18 protein-coding genes are annotated in these 18,657 nt (G+C 39.0%); 6 read left to right on the top strand and 12 right to left on the bottom strand.

The annotated features are described in order from the left end of the window. Window position 1: 1 nt before the first annotated feature. From HMPREF2988_RS01025 to HMPREF2988_RS00995, 7 genes are all read right to left on the bottom strand, one after another. Window positions 2-1,639, bottom strand: coding sequence for a phosphoenolpyruvate carboxykinase (ATP) (locus HMPREF2988_RS01025; RefSeq protein WP_070769829.1), 1,638 nt, complete (start codon window positions 1,637-1,639; stop codon window positions 2-4). A gap of 167 nt (window positions 1,640-1,806) precedes the next feature. After that, entirely contained in the window at window positions 1,807-2,415 is a 609-nt protein-coding gene (locus HMPREF2988_RS01020; RefSeq protein ID WP_070769828.1) for an aggregation-promoting factor, read from the bottom strand. Between the two features lie 382 nt (window positions 2,416-2,797). Next, window positions 2,798-3,949: a tRNA epoxyqueuosine(34) reductase QueG gene (queG, locus tag HMPREF2988_RS01015; RefSeq protein ID WP_002314515.1), complete on the bottom strand. Its 1,152-nt coding sequence runs from the start codon at window positions 3,947-3,949 to the stop codon at window positions 2,798-2,800. A gap of 18 nt (window positions 3,950-3,967) precedes the next feature. Further along, window positions 3,968-4,720, bottom strand: coding sequence for a hypothetical protein (locus HMPREF2988_RS01010; RefSeq protein WP_002286840.1), 753 nt, complete (start codon window positions 4,718-4,720; stop codon window positions 3,968-3,970). A 140-nt stretch (window positions 4,721-4,860) separates the two neighbouring features. Continuing rightward, window positions 4,861-5,811: an Mn/Fe ABC transporter substrate-binding lipoprotein EfaA gene (locus HMPREF2988_RS01005; RefSeq protein ID WP_002342906.1), complete on the bottom strand. Its 951-nt coding sequence runs from the start codon at window positions 5,809-5,811 to the stop codon at window positions 4,861-4,863. Continuing rightward, on the bottom strand, window positions 5,812-6,651 hold the full coding sequence (locus tag HMPREF2988_RS01000; RefSeq protein ID WP_002308137.1) for a metal ABC transporter permease: 840 nt from the start codon (window positions 6,649-6,651) through the stop codon (window positions 5,812-5,814). Then, window positions 6,648-7,394 (bottom strand): metal ABC transporter ATP-binding protein, encoded by a 747-nt coding sequence (locus tag HMPREF2988_RS00995; RefSeq protein ID WP_002336048.1) that lies wholly within the window; start codon window positions 7,392-7,394, stop codon window positions 6,648-6,650. The genes HMPREF2988_RS01000 and HMPREF2988_RS00995 overlap by 4 nt, the downstream gene beginning before the upstream one ends. Window positions 7,395-7,632: 238 nt before the next feature. Between HMPREF2988_RS00995 and HMPREF2988_RS00990 the strand changes: the two genes are divergently transcribed. Further along, window positions 7,633-9,003: an amino acid permease gene (locus HMPREF2988_RS00990; RefSeq protein WP_002314512.1), complete on the top strand. Its 1,371-nt coding sequence runs from the start codon at window positions 7,633-7,635 to the stop codon at window positions 9,001-9,003. A 50-nt stretch (window positions 9,004-9,053) separates the two neighbouring features. Here the strand turns inward: HMPREF2988_RS00990 and HMPREF2988_RS00985 are convergent, their stop codons facing one another. The 4 genes from HMPREF2988_RS00985 to HMPREF2988_RS00970 all read right to left on the bottom strand — a co-directional run bounded on the left by HMPREF2988_RS00985 (window position 9,054) and on the right by HMPREF2988_RS00970 (window position 11,905). Further along, on the bottom strand, window positions 9,054-9,950 hold the full coding sequence (locus HMPREF2988_RS00985) for a LysM peptidoglycan-binding domain-containing protein (protein WP_070769827.1): 897 nt from the start codon (window positions 9,948-9,950) through the stop codon (window positions 9,054-9,056). Window positions 9,951-10,063: 113 nt separating this feature from the next. Then, complete coding sequence (locus tag HMPREF2988_RS13710) at window positions 10,064-10,234, bottom strand: hypothetical protein (RefSeq protein ID WP_002336050.1); 171 nt, start codon at window positions 10,232-10,234, stop codon at window positions 10,064-10,066. After that, a complete protein-coding gene (locus HMPREF2988_RS00975) occupies window positions 10,231-10,908 on the bottom strand; it encodes an NAD(P)H-dependent oxidoreductase (protein WP_070769826.1) in 678 nt (225 codons plus the stop codon). The genes HMPREF2988_RS13710 and HMPREF2988_RS00975 overlap by 4 nt, the downstream gene beginning before the upstream one ends. Before the next feature lie 91 nt (window positions 10,909-10,999). After that, window positions 11,000-11,905: an AraC family transcriptional regulator gene (locus tag HMPREF2988_RS00970; RefSeq protein ID WP_002312019.1), complete on the bottom strand. Its 906-nt coding sequence runs from the start codon at window positions 11,903-11,905 to the stop codon at window positions 11,000-11,002. A 174-nt stretch (window positions 11,906-12,079) separates the two neighbouring features. On the opposite strand from HMPREF2988_RS00970, the gene HMPREF2988_RS00965 reads away from it, so the two are divergent. From HMPREF2988_RS00965 to HMPREF2988_RS00945, 5 genes are all read left to right on the top strand, one after another. Beyond that, window positions 12,080-13,534 (top strand): glycoside-pentoside-hexuronide (GPH):cation symporter, encoded by a 1,455-nt coding sequence (locus HMPREF2988_RS00965; RefSeq protein ID WP_002336053.1) that lies wholly within the window; start codon window positions 12,080-12,082, stop codon window positions 13,532-13,534. A 15-nt stretch (window positions 13,535-13,549) separates the two neighbouring features. Further along, window positions 13,550-14,581: an aldose epimerase family protein gene (locus HMPREF2988_RS00960; RefSeq protein ID WP_002336054.1), complete on the top strand. Its 1,032-nt coding sequence runs from the start codon at window positions 13,550-13,552 to the stop codon at window positions 14,579-14,581. Window positions 14,582-14,587: 6 nt separating this feature from the next. Further along, the gene (locus HMPREF2988_RS00955) at window positions 14,588-15,775 is read left to right on the top strand and encodes a galactokinase (RefSeq protein ID WP_002314506.1); all 1,188 of its coding nucleotides are present in this window, start codon (window positions 14,588-14,590) and stop codon (window positions 15,773-15,775) included. Between the two features lie 153 nt (window positions 15,776-15,928). Beyond that, window positions 15,929-17,311: a Y-family DNA polymerase gene (locus HMPREF2988_RS00950; protein WP_070769825.1), complete on the top strand. Its 1,383-nt coding sequence runs from the start codon at window positions 15,929-15,931 to the stop codon at window positions 17,309-17,311. Continuing rightward, window positions 17,283-17,669, top strand: coding sequence for a hypothetical protein (locus HMPREF2988_RS00945; RefSeq protein ID WP_070769824.1), 387 nt, complete (start codon window positions 17,283-17,285; stop codon window positions 17,667-17,669). Before HMPREF2988_RS00950 ends, HMPREF2988_RS00945 begins: the two co-directional genes overlap by 29 nt. A 121-nt stretch (window positions 17,670-17,790) precedes the next feature. Here HMPREF2988_RS00945 and HMPREF2988_RS00940 read toward each other — a convergent pair whose 3' ends face one another. Beyond that, the gene (locus HMPREF2988_RS00940; protein WP_070769823.1) at window positions 17,791-18,459 is read right to left on the bottom strand and encodes a DUF421 domain-containing protein; all 669 of its coding nucleotides are present in this window, start codon (window positions 18,457-18,459) and stop codon (window positions 17,791-17,793) included. Window positions 18,460-18,657: the final 198 nt, after the last annotated feature.

Below are 18,657 nucleotides of genomic sequence, written 5' to 3'. Positions count from 1 at the left end.
TTTAGTTCAATTTCTGAATCAAATTCTCCAAACTTTCTTTTGCTTCATCTGGCAAGAGATCTTTTCCTATCTGAGCTTCAATGAACCGTAAACGACTATCAAGTCGTTGTTTCACCAGATTTTTATAGGACGTATCCTCAAAAGAAACAGGAAAATCTGGTATAGGTAAATAGTGGATGTCTTCAAACGGACCAAACGACTTGAATTCTGCCGTTTGTTGCACGATTCTTTCAACGATTGACAATGTCGTTTCAGGTTTGATTTTTTTATCATCGAAATATCCAGTATTCAAGACATAGCAGGCTGTTTGCTGTTTCACAAACAACTCTCGAAAAGCTTGATAGTCTTCCCTAAGAGGATAGACACGGAAAGGATTAGCAAATGGTTCAATGACTAGCTCATCTAGCTGTCTTTTTGTAGTGATATTTTCCGCGTCTGATCGTTTTGTTGCTAATGTTGCACCAAAAGACGCTGCTAAAACCGGGTCATTGATCTTGATAATTGGCGGAAGTGAATCATCTTTCATGATCCAAAAAACAGCATCGATCTTTTCGCTAAGATGATCGACTCGGTCTGGTGTCGCATAACGTGATTTGACTGTCCGCCCATTTCCGTTTCGTATATCTCCTGTCACTAGGACTTTTTCTCCCTTACTCGTACATGTCACGCCCACATTCTGACAAGTAAGGAAAGAAGAAATGGCCGGATCATCAGACGGATAGTCTTGTGTTTTATCAAAGTAAGAAGGTTCCAAGGCAGTAGCAAAACCATTTTTTCTAGAAATAACAAAAGCATCGTCATGTAGGATCGTAACAGAATGCCCTTCCGAATGTTTTGCTAAGGTGATCGTTGATTTTCCAGAACCGGACAACCCAAATACAGCCATCGTATAAGTCTGATCATTACTAGTATATTGTTTCATCCCGCCATGGCAGGCAATAAAACCATTGCGATTCCCCAATGCCCAAGCAAGCGTCAAAGTCGCTTTTTTTAATTCCCCAAAGTAACGTAAGCCTAGCACAGCAGCTGTATTATGGAGAGAATCAAATAAAACGAGTCCATTGGGAAAGGCTTCATGCGTCCATTCGGGATCACAAAAGATATAAAGATCTCCCTCGTAAAAGGACGCAGATTTTTGATAAGTAGCCAAGGTCTTCGCATTCGCTGGCTGAAAATTCAGTATATAAGAATACAGATTGTTCTCAAATCCTTCTGGAATCAACAAATGACTTTGTACAGAAAATTCTTCAGATAGACCAACGATTACTTTTGTATGATAAAATTGTCGCTTTCGACTTTGATACACGGCTTCTCTCAAGATCTTCTCGTATTTACTTTGCTCCTTGCCCAAGTCCTCAAAGATACGCCGAGCACTTGCTGTTCTTCCTACAATACTCCCATCATTGAATACTAGTGTCCTAGCATCAGCTGGTAAATCTAGTTCTTCAGCATGTGAGACCGTTAAATCTGTGATGATCGTTCCTGGACTCCCTTTTGCTAGTTGATAAGCTGTCTTCCTGTCAAAAACTTCTTGAACATTATTACCGTAGAATGCCGTTTCAATAATGGATCGAATACTGGATAACAGTGGATTTTCACTTGTGATTTCCTCTAATTCGAGACTCTCTTTTTTACTCATCGCTCCTCCTCCTCCCCTAAACAAAAAAGCGTTTTCTTTATTATACATTATCCGAGTTTTTATTTGTACTGCTGTGCAGAGGGAAACAAATCATTTATTTTTCATAAAAAAAACCGAGAACTTGAATAAACAAGACTCTCGGTTTCATCATTTTTTCTTTTATCGGCTTAGTACCAACCGTTTGCTAACCAGAATGTTTTAGCAGCATCCCATGAACCATAACGAGATGTTACGTATTGTTCTGCTACACGTTCTTGATTGGCAGCTGAATAGTCGCCGTTTAAGTATGAAGCATCTAATTGGTAACGGCCAATGTAACGTCCGTTAGTAGCTGTGTATGAACCGCCTGATTCTTTTTGTGCGATCCATTCTTTTGCAGAGCTTGAAGTTGGCGCCGTTGCAGCAGCTGGGGCAGCAGGAGCTACTTCAACTGTTTCAACAGGTGCAACGTATGTATGTTCTTGCGTTGCTGTTTCAGTTGTAGATGCTGTATTTTCTGTTGTGTTGCTTTCTGTTGTTGCTGAAGAATCATTTGAAGTTGGGATTGTTAATTGTTCACCAACATAAATGCGGTTGATGTCTGCAATTGAATTCTTTTCAGCAATTGCATTGATCATTGAGTTGTCTCCTGCAAATTTTTGTGAAATCTTAGATAATGAATCACCTGATTTTACTGTGTAAACTTCATCAGCGTGAGCATTTGTAGTTCCTACAAACATTGCAGTAGCACCAGCAGCAAAAGTTGTACCTAAAACAATTTTCTTAAATGAATTCATATTAAACTCCTTTTTTCTCCGTTTTTTATTCTTTCGACGCTATTAACTTTATCATTTAGAAATATTTCATAGGTAAAAGAATCATGACATTTAATGACAAAATGACGAATTATTTAATATTTGTAACATTTGAACAAAAACTTTTTTGATGTAAAACCATCAAATCGTTGTTATATAAGCAAAGTAATCGTTTTTCTATGTTTTTTTATTTTTGAATGAAAAACATCTTTTCTGTAATATTTACTGCAATAATCCATAAAAAAAAGCAAAAAAATGTTTGATTTTTATCAAATCCTCTTAAAAAAACGTAAAAAATACAAAAAAACCAGTAATTGTTACAACAATTACTGGACAAAAACAATGAATAATGCTTACTATTTTTTTATTTTAACTTTCTCCGCAATAATTTTTGTGCATGTTCTAGTTCATTTATGACGACTTCTTCCGATTCTTTAGCTAATGTTTCATCTAATACATCAAGCCATTTTTCTGGCTCTTTTGTTCCTAGACGTCCAATAGCCCAAGCTGCTGTTCCTCTGATGACAGGGCGGACATCCGTTAAACATTCTGAAATCTCAGGCAATGCCGTTCGATCTCCTAGATTAGCTAAAGCGATCAATGCGTTTCTCTGCAAAGGTTTTTTTCCACGCCACGAACCAGCTAAATGCCCAAATTGCTGCTTGAAGTCTTTATTCGACATCGACAGCATCGGCTTTAATTTTGGATATACTTCATCTATTTTTGGTTCCATCTCTTCATGAAAATGAAAATCTTTTCCTTGATTGTAAGGGCAGACTAACTGGCAGATATCGCATCCATAAATGACATTTCGCATTTTTTTCCGATATTCTTCGGGCATCATCCCTTTTGTCTGCGTTTGATAAGATAAACATCGCTGTGCATTCATTCTGCCATCACCAAGCAATGCTTTCGTCGGACAAGCAGTCACACAGCGCATACAGTCACCGCAACCAAACTCTCCTGGTTTATCCGGCTCAAATACGATATTAGTGACGATCTCACCAAGATAGACAAATGAACCGAACTCTTCGGTGATCAACAATCCGTTTCGGCCGATAAATCCTAATCCAGCTCGCTGTGCTACAGCGACATCGATCAGTTCCCCAGTGTCTACTTGCGGAGCTAGACGCCATTCCTCTTCTTTTTGCCATTTTTCTGCTCTTGTTTGGATGAATTCGATCAATCGATTTAATCGGTCTCTCAGTATATCATGATAGTCGATCCCCCATGAGGCACGAGCAAATTGCCCTCGTTTTTCATCCCTAGGTACTTCTTCATGGATCCTAGTAGGATACGCAAGAGCAATGGAAATGATTGATTTTGGCTGATCAAATGTCATTTCTGGATAAAGACGCTCATCGATATTTGGGTGTTCGAAACCAGAAGTGTGGCCGGCTGCTTTTTGCTCTTCCAACGATTCTTTTAATGAATCAAAAGGCTCCGCCGTCGTAAACCCGATCTTGTCAATTCCTAATCGTTTGCTTTCTTGTATGATTTCTTCTTTTAATGTCATGGTCTTCCTCGCTTGCTGTTAACGGCTGTATAATCCATAATATAGTTTTTCTTTTTTCAGTTGGACAAACTGGATCTGCTGATCAGCAATCTTCTTTTCTTCCATCCATTTTTTTCTTGCAGCAAATACTTCCCAATAATTTGTCGAAATCAATTTTCTTTTGTTATCCAATGCGTTGAAAAAATTCAAAGAAACTGGTTTTGTACTTAACAATTCATGGAGTCTTACCTCTTCCCAAGGTGAAAACTCAGACAGATCACGGGAATACAGTACTTCTTCATAGAGATTTTTTTGCTGCGTATACGTGAATGTTTGCGGGATCTTCCCGGGTCTGGCAATTTCTACTAGACGGTTATAAAACATATTCATTAATTTGCTGTTGGCAATAAATTGACTTTTATAATAGGCCGACTGGATCTTTTTGATTACTCCTTCTGCTTTGATTACTGAAAACAAAGCAGGCCATGCTTTGACGGTTATTTCGTCGTTTTGTTTAACTAATACGCCAGGTGTGAAGCCGACTGGAGAAAGGAACACAAAATAACCGATACCGGTATTTTCATCTAAAGGCTGAAATTCATCAAACAACCATTTGCCTATGTACAGCTCTTCATCTGGTTCTGTTGTCTCGTTTTGATTTGCTATGAATAATTTAGCTAATTCTGCTTCAAGAAATTGAAGGTCTTGATCCTTGTCGGTATTTTCTTGCTGGCTGATCAATCGAAATACTTCTTCTTTAATCGTATATTTATCTTTACGTGTAAAATTCATAGCCACACCTTCCTTCCTTACTCTAACTATAACGGAATTTTCTCAAAAAGGGTATCTGTACGCCGAAAAACATCATAATTTTTTTCCGGTTTCTTGTAAAAAAACGCAAGGTCCGCTCCTTAAGCCAGACCTTGCGTTTTTCAGCTCTCTTTTGTTTGGGATAAACCTTCATGGATTGTTTCGATGTTCCATTTCATCATCTGATAGTAAGAATCTCCTTGTTCTCCTTCTTTGGCTATAGAATCAGTGAACAATTTATCATAAATTTCCAAACCCGTTTCTTTTGCTACTCGCTCCATACTTCTTGGATCTACACTGGTTTCCACGAATAAAACTGGCACTTCTTTTTCTCTTACCTGATCAATAATTGCTTTCATTTGGTCAGGCGTGCCTTGGCTTTCTGTATTGATTTCCCATATATATGCTGCTGGCAAATCATAAGCCCTTGAAAAGTATTTGAATGCTCCTTCACTTGTTACTAATAATTTTTTGTTCTCTTCGATAGAAGCAAAACTTTCCTTCGCTTGTGTATCTAATTCTTTTAGTTTTTCCACATATGTTTCTGCATTTCGCTTATAATGTGTCGCATTTTCTGCATCTTTTTCAGAGAATATACGTGCGATTTCCTGCACATATTTTATTCCGTTAGATAGGTCTAGCCAAGCATGAGGATCCGCTTTTGTATGTTCTTCACCGCTAGTTAAATAAAGAGGTTCTACATTTTTGCTAACTGCAAAATAATCTTTTCCTTCTTCTTTCTTAGCTGTTTCCATCAAGTTATCGAACCAGCTGTTACCTGTTTCAAGATTCAATCCGTTGTATAAAATGACATCTGCGTCGCTTGCCTTTTTGATGTCTTCTGGTAGTACTTCATATTCATGCGGATCTGTTCCGACTGGTACGATACTGTGGATATCTATTTTATCTGTTCCGACCTCTTTTGCCATATCTGCCAAGATCGAATTGGTTGCCACGACTGACAGCTTTTCTTTACTTACTTCGTCTGCTTGATCTGAAGTTTGCTTTCCGCAGCCAACTAACGCTAATAAACTAATTGCCAGGATCAAAAAGAGTGATTTCTTTGTTTTCATCTATCTGCTTCCTTTCTGAAATAAAATTCCTTTTGTTGGTGAGAATAAAAAAGCAAGGATAAAAAATGCGGTACATGCTAAAACAATCGTGGCTCCTGATGGCCAATTGTAACTATAACTGAAAAATACGCCGACAACGGCACTGAACATACCGATCCCTGCAGCCGTGATAATCATTTTCAATAAATGGTTCGTCAACAAGTAAGCTGTGGCAGCTGGTGTGATCAACATGGCAATCACCAAGATCGTTCCTACCGTCTGCAAACTAACTACAGCGACTAATGTCAAAAAGAACATCAAAAGATAATGGATCAGCGACGTATTCAGCCCATAAGCTTTTGCCATTGTTGGATCGAATGATGTGATCTTCAATTCTTTATAAAAGAAAAAAACAAATATCAAGACGATTCCGCTGACTAGTGCTGTCAGCAGCAGATCGCTCTCCCTAACAGCTAAGACATTCCCAAATAAAATATGATACAGGTCTGTCGCACTTTGAGCATATGAAATCAAGATGATCCCCAATGCAAAAAACGAACTAAAGACAATCCCGATCGCTGTATCATTTTTCAATCGGCTCCGCTGTGTCACGAAACCAATCACCGCTGCTGTCAACATCCCAAAAGCAGTGGCTCCAAAAATGTAACTAAAACCAAACATATAAGAAATGGCTACACCTGGAAGAACTGCGTGAGAGATAGCATCTCCCATCAAAGACATCCCACGTAAAATAATAAAGGAACCGATGACTCCAGAAGCCAGTCCTACAAGCATGGAAGTGACCAAAGCATATTGTAGAAATTGATAATTCATCAATCCATCAATAAAAGATTGGATCATTTTTTCTCTCCTCCTTTTACTAAATGTCCGATGATCTCACCATAGGCCAGTTGAAGATTCTTTGATGTAAAGACTTCTTGTACTGGACCAGAAGCGATCAGCTGTTTATTTAAAAGAACAACTTCATCGAAATATTCTTCTACTTTATGAAGATCATGATGGACGATCAGAATCGTTTTTCCTGAATTCTTCAACTCTTGCAAGATGTCAAAGATTTTTCGTTCACTCAATGCATCGATTCCTACGAATGGTTCATCTAAAAAGATCCACTCTGCACCTTGAGCTAGAGCTCGTGCAATAAAAACTCTCTGAAGCTGACCACCCGATAGTTCGCTGATTTGTCTTTTGGCATAGTCTTCCATCCCTACTTTTTTTAATGCTTGTCTTGCTCGTTCTTTTTCTTTTTTCCCGGGCCGCTGTCCGATTCGTAAAGATGGATACGTCCCTAAAAGTACAACGCCTAACACATCGATTGGAAAGGAAAGATCCAATTCGCTTCGCTGCTCCACATAGGCTATTTTTTTACGGACTGATTTTACTGGCTGTCCTGAAAAAGTGACTTTACCAGTAGAAGCTGGTATCAACTCTAGCAATGCTTTCATGAATGTTGATTTTCCTGCGCCATTTGGTCCGATGATACCAGTGATTTTTTGTGACTTTATTGTTAAATTGATGGTTTTCAAAACAGTTTTCCCTTGATAAGCGGCTGAAAGGTCTTGAATTGCAATGGCCGTTCGTTCCAAATCCCACACTCCTTTTTAGGTTTCCCTAACTTTTTATTTAAATATAGTTTAACTAAAAAGGGAAGCATTTACAAGTAGAAAGATGAAAAAGTTTTTTTCGAATTTTCCTCGCATTTTATGAAAATTTTCTGTAGAATCACATCAAGAGTTCAATAAGGCTAACCTAAAAATAATACAACTATCTATTGAAACGTTTAATTATTTTTCCTGTTGACTCAACAACGAAAGGAGTTTTTGTATGGAAGAAGAAAAGTTAACTCGAAGTCTTAGTGCCCGTCACATCCAAATGATCGCACTAGGTGGAACGATCGGTGTCGGTCTGTTTATGGGTGCCTCCTCAACCATACGCTGGACAGGGCCCTCAGTGATGGGAGCTTATGCGATTGCAGGATTCTTTTTGTATTTGATTATGCGTGCTTTAGGCGAAATGCTTTACGTCGATCCTTCGACTGGTTCTTTTGCAAATTACGCGAGCGAGTACATCCATCCTGTGGCTGGCTACTTGACCGCTTGGAGTAATATTTTTCAATATATTGTCGTAGGGATAAGTGAAGTAATCGCTGTAGGATCTTATATGAATTATTGGTGGCCCAATCTGCCAGCAATTATTCCCGGCATCATTGTCGTCTTATTTCTTATGCTGGCAAATCTTATTTCTGTCAAAGCGTTTGGCGAATTAGAATTTTGGTTTTCGATCATCAAAGTCATAACAATCATTTTGATGATCATTGCAGGTCTTGGGGTGATTTTATTTGGATTTGGTAATCATGGCCAGGCGGTAGGGATCTCAAATCTTTGGAAAAACGGTGGATTCTTCACTGGCGGTGTCAAAGGCTTTTTCTTTGCATTATCGATCGTCGTTGCTTCCTATCAAGGGATCGAACTGATCGGAATGACTGCTGGCGAAGCAGAGAATCCTAAAAAGACGATCATTGAAGCTGTTCAATCCACTATCGGTCGAATCTTGATTTTTTATATTGGTGCCATTTTTATCATCGTGAGTATTTATCCGTGGAATCAATTGAGTGAGATTGGCTCGCCTTTTGTCCAAACTTTTTCTAAAATCGGGATTACATTTGCTGCAGGGTTGATCAATTTTGTCGTGATTACAGCGGCATTATCAGGTTGCAATTCAGGCATTTTCAGTGCAAGCCGTATGGTCTATACACTTGCGATGAATGGAAAGATGTCTAAAAAGTTTCTGAAATTATCTCGTCATGGTGCGCCTTTTTACCCTGTCGTAGCCATCTCAGGCGGAATCTTGATTGGTTTGATCTTAAACTATCTTCTGCCAATGTTCATCAACCAGTCCGAAAATATCTTTGTCTTCGTATACAGTTCAAGTATTTTACCTGGTATGGTTCCTTGGGTGGTGATTTTGATCAGTGAGATTCGCTTCAAAAAGACTCACGCAGATAAAATGCATGATCATCCTTTTAAAATGCCGCTGTCTCCTTACACGAATTATGCGACACTTGCTTTTTTAGCTATCGTGTTGATTTTCATGTTTATCAATCCTGAAACTAGGATTTCTTTGATCATTGGTCTCGTTTTCTTGCTTTACATGACGATCCATTACTTTATACGTGAAAAAAGAACCGCCAAATAAAAAGAACGAAGCTTCCATCAAGGGAGTCTTCGTTCTTTTTATTGCTTTTATCAATTCAATTTTAGTGTCTCACCAGGAGTCAGGAAATAATCGTCCATACTCATCCCATTCAGTGACAAAATCGTTTCTACTGGTACGCCAGTTCGTTCGGCTATTTGATTTGGGCCTTCTCCTTCCAAAACAACAGTTGTCGCAGCCTGTGATGTCGTATTGCTAGTAGTCGTTTCAGTGTTTTCTGTTGTGTCTTGCGTTGTTCGAGCTTGCATTCCAGAAGCTTCTGTTGATTCTATCGTCTCAGACTCAGAAGATGCTGTTTCTTGTGTGCTTGTTGACTCTGCTTGAAGAGAAGCGCTCGTCTGCAAATATATGTCGGAAATCTTAGCGACATGATTCGTATAGTTAGCCGATAGCTGATTGATCAAGGTATCTAAGGCTACACCGTCTTTATTATCTGCTGACTGATACGCTGCACGTAACTTTCCGATCCCTTCGTCGGAGATAGCTTGGAGCTCACGTGCTTTTTGGTTAGCAACTGCGGATAAACCAGCTATGCCCTCTTGATTTCCCTGGATTTCTGTTTGGTATTCTTCAATCAACACAGGCGTCTTTTCTTCCATCTTTTTCGAATAATCATTGACGATTGCTTGGAGTTGCTCTGACAAATCATCTGCTGTTTTTTCTTCAGAAGTTTGTGTTTCTTTTGTTTCAGTCGATGTCTCACTTGTTTGTTTCGCATCTGTTTTCTTTGTCGTTGTTTCCGTTACGGTCGTGCTTTTTGCATCTGACGAATTTTTCCCGTGAAAATACAGCCCCGCTACTCCTCCTACTATGATCAAAAAAACGGCAACTGCTGCCCCAATCATGATCATCCGCTTACGTGCTGCCTGTTTTTGCTGTCTTCTTCGGGTCATCCGAACATTTTCTCCCCACTCATTTTCATCATACATTTTTTTCACCACCAATTTTTATGTATAACAGCGTTATCAAACGCTTCATATTCTTATTGTAGCAAATAATTGTCATTGTGCACATTTTTATCCTTGTTATTTATAAGAAAATTTCACCAGTTGAGATGATTCCAAGATTGTCCGTCGATTTCTCCTTGCAACTGTGTTGTTCGTTCATCTATCTCAGCCATCAGTTTCTTTATCTCATATAAGAGTGCACGGTCTCGATATTCTGATTTTTCACTTAATTCATCTAATTGTTGGATCAACCATTCATTTGTCATAATGAAGTTCCTTTCATTTCTTGCAGTGCAAAGGTCAAGTCTTCGATTTGCTCTTTTGCGTCAGTCAGTGCTTCTATGATATATGTTTGTTTGTCCGAATCTTCTTCCTGCATTTTCTGATTTTCCTGTACTCTTTGAATAAACCAGTCAATCCGTTGAGTAAGCGATGGCTTCCCTTCCAATGAGAGATACTGCTGATAAGCAATTAGCTTCTCCCAACGTTTTTCTTGGGATAAATACATAAATTGTGCTAAAACGAATGGCGGAAGATAGGTCATATGGAATTTGTTTGCAATTCGCTGATATGGTCTCAAAAATTCGGAGATCGTATATTCTTCTTTCCCTCCAGCTTGGTATTCCTTTTCCGCCACACCTGTTGTCAATACGATCCCTAATTCTTTTCCTTCTAATACATGTGCTGCTTGTTCCAAAACATTATCTTGCCAAATTTTTAAATGAGCAGGGGAACTATACCAGTAAAATGGAAACTGGAAAATGATTCGATCATGCTGTGCCAGAAGCTGTAGCTCAGCCTTTACATCTATCTTTCCATCTGGATAACTTGATTCTAAATGATGCCAAGTAACGGATAAACCGGAAGAAGCTTCTTTGAAAAATTGCTGATTCAGAGATTCCTCCATCGTTGGATGGCTGATGATGATAAGTGTACGCATCCCTTCTCCTCCTTTTTTAGTCTTCGTTTTACAGTGTAGCATAACCGCCACAAGTTTCTTTTGCCGATGCTTGTCCTTTTGTCCAAGCAAATTAGGTCGTCCAAGAGACTGCAGTTTGCTTTTCCAACTGTTTTTTCAAAGTATCCAAAGCAATATTCTTGAAATTTTCGTTTTTCATCCGTTTACGATAGTTCGTAGCCGTTTCTCCGGTACTCTTTTTGAACATTCGGCTAAATACGACTAGACTATTGAACCCTACTTGATAGGCAATGCTTTCCACGGATTCATCCGTCAGGGAAAGAAGAAACGCCCCTCGATTAATCCGTACCCCGATCAAATATTCCTTGATACTGGTACCCATATGATTTTTGAATACTCGTGACAAGTGACTCCGGTTGACAGCTAAATGCTGGGCAATTTCCTCAACAGATAAATTTTCCGCATAATGTGCCTCGATGTATTTGACTGTCTCAACAGCTAAGGAGGAATGAACTTTTTGTACGCCACCGCTGATCTTTCCGCCGTCTTTTAAAAGGACTGATAAAAAACGGTAGGTTAGTGCTGTTAACTGTAATTCATTTTCCAAGGTTTCTTCCGTATCTTTCATGCATTCTAAAATAATGTCGATATATTTTTGTATATCGGAAGAGACCATCGTGTACTGGTCTTCTCTGAAAAGCGACTGCCGGATGATTTCTTCTGCCGCATGTCCACCGAAAGAAAGCCAGCAATACATCCATGGATCTTCTCCATCTGATAAGTAAAATGTCGAGTCTCCTGGACGAATCAAGAATAGATCTCCTTTTTTCAATTGAAACTGTTGATTTTTCACATGATAAGATCCTTTGCCTTCCATCACGACGTGTAAGATGTAATCATTGCGAATAGCAGGACCAAAAGAATGAAACGGCATCGTTTTAGAGAAGCCGCAAAAATCAAAATACAATTCTTTTTCTACTTGTTGATGTTCCTTTTTTAAAAAAATCGATTGCTCCATTTCTTCCCCTCCTTACTTCTTTAGTATAATGCAACAAAAAGTTAAATAAAAGTCACAGAAATATATTAAAAAGGAAGCGATTTCTTGTTAAGTTTAAGTCATTAAAAGATCTTTGTTATTCGTTGTAACCGGTTTACTTAGTATTATATATTGAACAGGAGAGGAATACAGATTATGAAAAGCAAAATGATCCAACGTATGTCCTACGCTTTAGGCGCTTTTGGACACGACACATTCTATGTTACATTAAGCACTTATTTTATGGTATTCGTGACAAGCCAGATGTTTGCAGGAACAGATAAGGCAACGAATGCAAAAATGATTGCTACAGTTACAAGCTTAGTTGTAGGTATTCGCTTAGTTGAAATTATTTTTGATCCTTTAATTGGTGGCGTTATTGATAATACCCGTACAAAATATGGCAAATTCAAACCATGGTTAGTTATCGGTGGTATTGTTAGTTCTGTACTCTTGGTAGCAATCTTTACCAATTTCTTTGGCTTAGCTACTCATAATACGACTTTATTTATCATATTATTTGCAATCGTTTTCATCTTGTTGGATAGTTTTTATTCATTCAAGGATATCGCTTTTTGGTCAATGATTCCTGCTTTGAGCACGGAAACAAAGGAACGTGAAAAATTTGCTACGTTTGCTCGTTTCGGCTCTTCTCTAGGTGCAAATGGTACTACACTAGTCGTTGTCCCTATCGTTACTTTCTTTACCTATCTTGTTACTCATAAACATATTGAAGGCGCTTCAGGTTGGTTCTGGTTCGGTGTGATTGCCGCTGTTATTTCAGGCGGTACTGCGATTATCACTGCCTTGGGAACAAAAGAAGTCGATACTGCGATCCGTCAACAAAATGAAAAAGCCGGAATCAAAGATGTGTTCAAAGCAGTTGCTCAAAACGATCAATTGATGTGGCTTGCCCTTGCTTATATCGCTTATGCGATTGCTAATGTAGCAACGACTGCCGTATTGTTCTACTTCTTCAAATATGTACTTGGCCAACCAACTGAATTTTGGATTGTTGGTCTAGTTGCTGCCTTACTTGGTTTAATAGCTGTCCCATTATTCCCAATGCTTACACGCGTCATCTCTCGTCGCTATGTTTACCTTGGCGGGATTGCAATGATGATTTCTTCCTACTTTTTCTTTACGATCGCAGGTTCAAGTTTGCCAATCGTTATCATCGGGTTAGTATTGTTCTACTTCCCTCAACAATTGATTTTCTTATCCGCTTTGATGACAATCACAGACTCTGTTGAATATGGTCAATGGAAAAATGGTATCCGTAATGAAGCTGTTACTCTCTCTATTCGTCCTTTACTAGATAAAATTGCTGGTGCTTTGTCTAACGGGATCGTAGGGTTTGTCGCTATCGCTTCTGGGATGACTGGTAATGCTACTGCTGCTGATATCACTGCTCATGGCGTAACGACTTTCAAAGCTTATGCATTCTATGCTCCTGCTGCTTTGATGATTTTCTCCGCTATTATTTTTGCTTGGAAGATTACATTGACAGAGAAAAAACATGCACAAATCGTTGAGGAATTAGAAAACAAATTGGCTCCAGCTGATACAATGGAAGATGAACTTCACGATGCAGTAGTTCCTTCACATTAAGAAAGGATCTTGAAAATGAAGATTACAGAAAAAGATTTCGGCCAAGGTTATCATTTGATAACCTTGGAGAATAAAAACAAGCTAGTACTTTCTGTCTCTGATTTAGGTGCTAGGATCGTTTGTTTAAAAACAAATGATCAAGAATTAGTTTTGGGATTTGACACCGCTGAAGAATATATCGAAAAAGACCCGTATATCGGCGCGTCTATCGGTCGCACCGCAGGGAGGATCGAAAATGGCCGCTTTTCTCTCAATGGAAAAACTTACCAATTAGCTATAGATCCAAAAACTGGGCATAATCTGCATGGTGGTTCTCCTGGATTTGAATTAAAAAAATGGTCTTATGTCATTTTGAATGGCGAAAATGAAGCTTCTGTCATTTTTACTACTACAAGTCCCGACGGAGAACATGGTTTTCCAGGTACATTGGATGTGGAAGTCCGTTATACTTTGACACAAGATAATATCTGGCGGGTGACCACTCGCGGTATCAGCGATCAAGATACTTTATTCAATCCGACAAATCATGTCTACTTCAACTTGACGGGAGATGCTTCTCAAGCGATCGATCAACATGAGCTTTGGCTCAACAGTGAAGCTTACGCTCCTTTACGAGCAGACAGTATTCCTATAGGAGTAAAAGAAAATACTGCAGGGAATGCTTTCGATTTTCAAACGCCTAAAAAACTAGCGTCCGTTTTTGCTAGTGATTTGGATCAAAAAGAACTCGTTGACGGAATCGATCATCCATTTTTCTTAAAAGAATCTGGCTTGGATAAAGAAGCCGCTCGCTTGACTAGTCCGGATAAAAAAATCCAAGTAGATATCGCTACAGATGCTTCTAGTATGGTTATTTTCACTGCAAATTTCGGTCCAGAAACACCAGAAATGCGTGGTCGAAAACTGGCACATCACGGCGGCATCACATTTGAGACTCAAACAGCTCCAGGGGCAGAGCGCTTCTCAGCATTTGGTTCGATTCATTTAAAAGCCGGAACAGCATTTGAAACAGTGACAGAATTCAAAATCAAAACAAGAGAGGAATAACTCATCATGGAAATCAAAAGAAGCTTAAACACAAAATTTGCCGAAACATTCGGCCCTAAAAAAACGACACAATACTTCTCGCCAGGTCGCATCAATTTGATTGGTGAACACACTGATTACAATGGCGGTCATGTCTTCCCTGCTTCCATCACTTATGGAACGCAAGGTGTCGCCGCACCTAGAGACGATAATAAAATATTAGTTTATTCCACAAACTTTGATGATATCGGCGTCATCAGTTTTACTTTAGATGAGCTAGAATATGATAAAAAAGCAAATTGGGCAAACTACGTAAAAGGAATGGTCCTTAAATTAAAAGAAGCTGGACACCCAATTGATCATGGATTTGAGTTGTTGGTGGAAGGAACAATTCCTAACGGTGCAGGACTTTCCAGTAGTGCTTCATTAGAATTATTGGTAGGTGTTGTATTAGAAGATCTGTTTGATTTAAAAACAGATCGTTTGGAACTAGTCCAAACGGGTAAAAAAGTAGAAAATGAATTCATCGGTGTCAATTCAGGTATCATGGATCAGTTTGCCATCGGCTTCGGTGAGCTAGATCATGCGATTTTGTTAGATACAAATACGCTGAAATATGAAATGGTCCCAGTGAAACTAGATGGTTATGCAATCGTCATCATGAATACGAATAAACGTCGGGAATTGGCAGATTCAAAATACAATGAACGCCGCAGCGAATGCGAAGAAGCCTTGGCACGTCTGCAAAAAACTTTGCCTATCTCTTCTTTAGGAGACTTAGATGAAGAAGAATTTGAATCAACTATTGACCAAATCGGTGATGATACATTGATACGCAGAGCTCGTCATGCTGTTTATGAAAATCAACGTACTTTGAAAGCAAAAGCTGAATTAGAAGCTGGAAACTTAGAAGCATTTGGACAACTGCTAAATGATTCTCACCACTCTCTTCGCTATGATTATGAAGTGACTGGGATCGAGTTAGATACACTAGTGGACGCTGCTCAAAAACAAGAAGGTGTCTTAGGTGCACGAATGACAGGAGCTGGATTTGGTGGCTGTGCGATTGCTCTTGTCAAAGAAGAAAATATACCTGCCTTCAAAAACAATGTCTATGATGAATATATGAAAGTTGTCGGCTATGCTCCAGAATTTTATGTTGCACACATTGGAAATGGGACAACAAAGATTGATCCAGAAGCCGTTCATGTTTGATAGAAAAATCAATGAACACAGCTAAATAAATAGGGACAAATAACCTCTCAGCAATTTTCAAACATGAGCAAAAGGCTCACATTTGAAAATTGCTGTTTTTTATTGACACAAAAAGGGAACATATGTTCTAATTATGTAGAAGAGGTGATTGTTATGTGGGCGAATCAAAATCCAGTATTTGTTTATGAAAAAGAACCTTCACGAGATATTTTATGTATTGACTGCAAATCTTTTTACGCCTCCGTAGAGTGCGTGGAAAAGGATCTTGATCCCCTTACAACTAAATTAGTAGTAATGTCCTATCCGTCTGATTCGACAGAAACACGGGGTAGCGGATTAATCTTGGCTTCCAGTCCTGCAGCAAAAAAAGCGTACGGCATCACCAATATCAGTCGTGCCAGAGATTTACCCTTCCCCTATCCAAGTGATTTATATATTGTTGCTCCAAGGATGGCCTATTATATGGAAAAAAACAGAGAAATCAATACTATCTATAAAAAATATGCAGATGAAGCGAACCATCATGTCTATTCCGTTGATGAAAGCTTCCTTGATGTAACAAATAGCATGGCACTCTTTGGTAAAACGAATGCGTACGACATGGCTAAACTGATCCATAAAGATGTATTTGAACAGACCGGAATCTACACGACTATAGGAATCGGCGATAACCCACTACTTGCTAAACTAGCCTTAGATAATGGCTCAAAAGACGGAAAACAAATGATTGCTGAATGGCGTTATGAAGATGTCCCAGAAAAGTTATGGACAATCTCAGATATCACTGACTTTTGGGGAATCGGCAAACGAACAGCAAAACGACTGAAACAAATGGGTATACATTCGGTTTATGATTTAGCTCACGCGGATTATTATCACTTGAAAAGCACGTTAGGGATCATCGGTACTCAGCTTTATGCCCATGCTTGGGGAATCGATCGAAGTTTTTTAGGTCAAGAATATATACCAAAATCAAGAAGTATCGGAAATAGTCAAATTCTAGATAGAGATTATACGAGGCAAGAAGAAATCGAGATTGTTATCAAAGAAATGGCCGATCAAGTCGGCACCCGCTTGAGACGATCTGCAGCAAAAGCACAAGTAGTCAGCTTATGGGTAGGATACTCCTTAGGTTATCTTGATCCAAATGGTAAGACCGGTTTCCACCAGCAAATAAAAATCGAAGCGACAAATGCTAGCAGAGATCTAGCAGAGGCTTTATTGACCATTTTCCACCAGCATTACCGCTGTCAGGATATTCGACGTATAGGCGTGAACTGTTCCAACCTCGTATACGCGACAGGTTTACAGCTTAACCTTTTTGAAGATCCTGAGAAGCAGATAAATGAAGCGAAAGTTGATTTTGTAGTCGATACGATCAGAAAAAAATACGGCTTTAAATCAATCATCCATGCGCATAGTCTCTTGCAAGGAGGACGCGCCATCGCACGTAGCTCTCTCGTTGGTGGGCATGCAGGTGGTATGAGTGGATTAGAAGGTGGAAAAGATGAGACGGACAGCAAAAAAATTCATTGACTATAACGAGTATCGAGATCGTCCATTTGGATTAAAATGGGGGACCGCTTTTGCGATGGAAGAACTAGTCAACGGTATCAAAAAAAATGAAGAAGAAGCACGCAAACAACCTCTCCCTAAACAACAAATGACATTACAAGAAATCGATAGTATACTGACAGAAGCTTTTTTATCTCGTAAAGCAGTAATCATCCAGCTCAATTTAACAGATGAATTTGGAAGACTCTTAGATGAGGTTGAAGGTCATTTCATTGGTGAAGCCTATGAAGATTATTTTATGATCAACCATCAGCCGATAGTTTGGGAAGACGTACGGCATATTGAGTTAAAAGAAACAAAAAAATGGTTTGTGACATGAGAGGCTGTTCAATCAGCGTTTTGATTTTATTATTAGCTGATTGAACACCGTTTAGTGGAGGTTGCGAAAAAGTCGCTTAGTTTTGAGTATCAAGTCAAAGCGCTGATTTCTCAACCTCTGTCTATCCATCTATCCGGTAAGACTCATGCATCACATCTTCTTTGTTTAGTACGTAGAACCCTTTTTCTTCTGACCATTCGACATAAATCAGCTGTTTTACGTCTGCATAGCCTTCTTTCCTCAAATTCTCCAGAAGCCACGATTCATCTAGTTGATTGGATTGAAGTACTTTATGCTGGATTTGTCCTTCATCCACTAGCAAGATCGACAAAGCTTTGTCATCATCTGATTTTTTCAATACACTCATTTGACCGGCATTCTCTAGGATAACATGTTTGGCATTTTCAAGAGAAAAGCATTCCTGCTGTCTTAAGATTGCTCGCAACTGCTCCATCTCGATATGGTTATTTGCCAACTCTGTCATGTTGATGACGCCGTCTTTGATTAAAACAGAGGGCTCGCCTTTAACCCAGCGATTGACTTTTTCATTTTTTTGGACGATACGTTCGATGCCATAAATCATTACTGCCCAAAGCGCAATGGCAAATAGGACATGACCTACATGGACATTGTCATCATAGGTTGATTCTTCTAAGATCCCCCCTAAAACAAGCGTATAGACTAAATCAAATGGTGTGATTTCCGACATGGATTTCTTCCCAAGCAAACGCACCACTAATAACAAGCCGATCAATCCGAATACCAGTTTCATTGTGATTGAAAAAACCATTCTTTCTCCCCCTAACTATCTGTTAATTAAATTATATATGCTTTCTCTCAAACACGCATGGAATATACAAGGAAGAAATGTATCCTTTCACTAAAAAAAGGACTGTGACACGAGTCGTGTCACAGTTCCTTATTCCGAACAAAGGGTGTTCAATCAGCTGACCCTCGATATTCGCTCAAAAAACGGCAAAATATGAGG

Source organism: Enterococcus sp. HMSC061C05 (assembly GCF_001814765.1).
GTDB lineage: Bacteria > Bacillota > Bacilli > Lactobacillales > Enterococcaceae > Enterococcus_B > Enterococcus_B lactis.
Note: the sequence above shows the minus strand (reverse complement) of the source record. Positions and strands in the feature narration are given on the sequence as shown.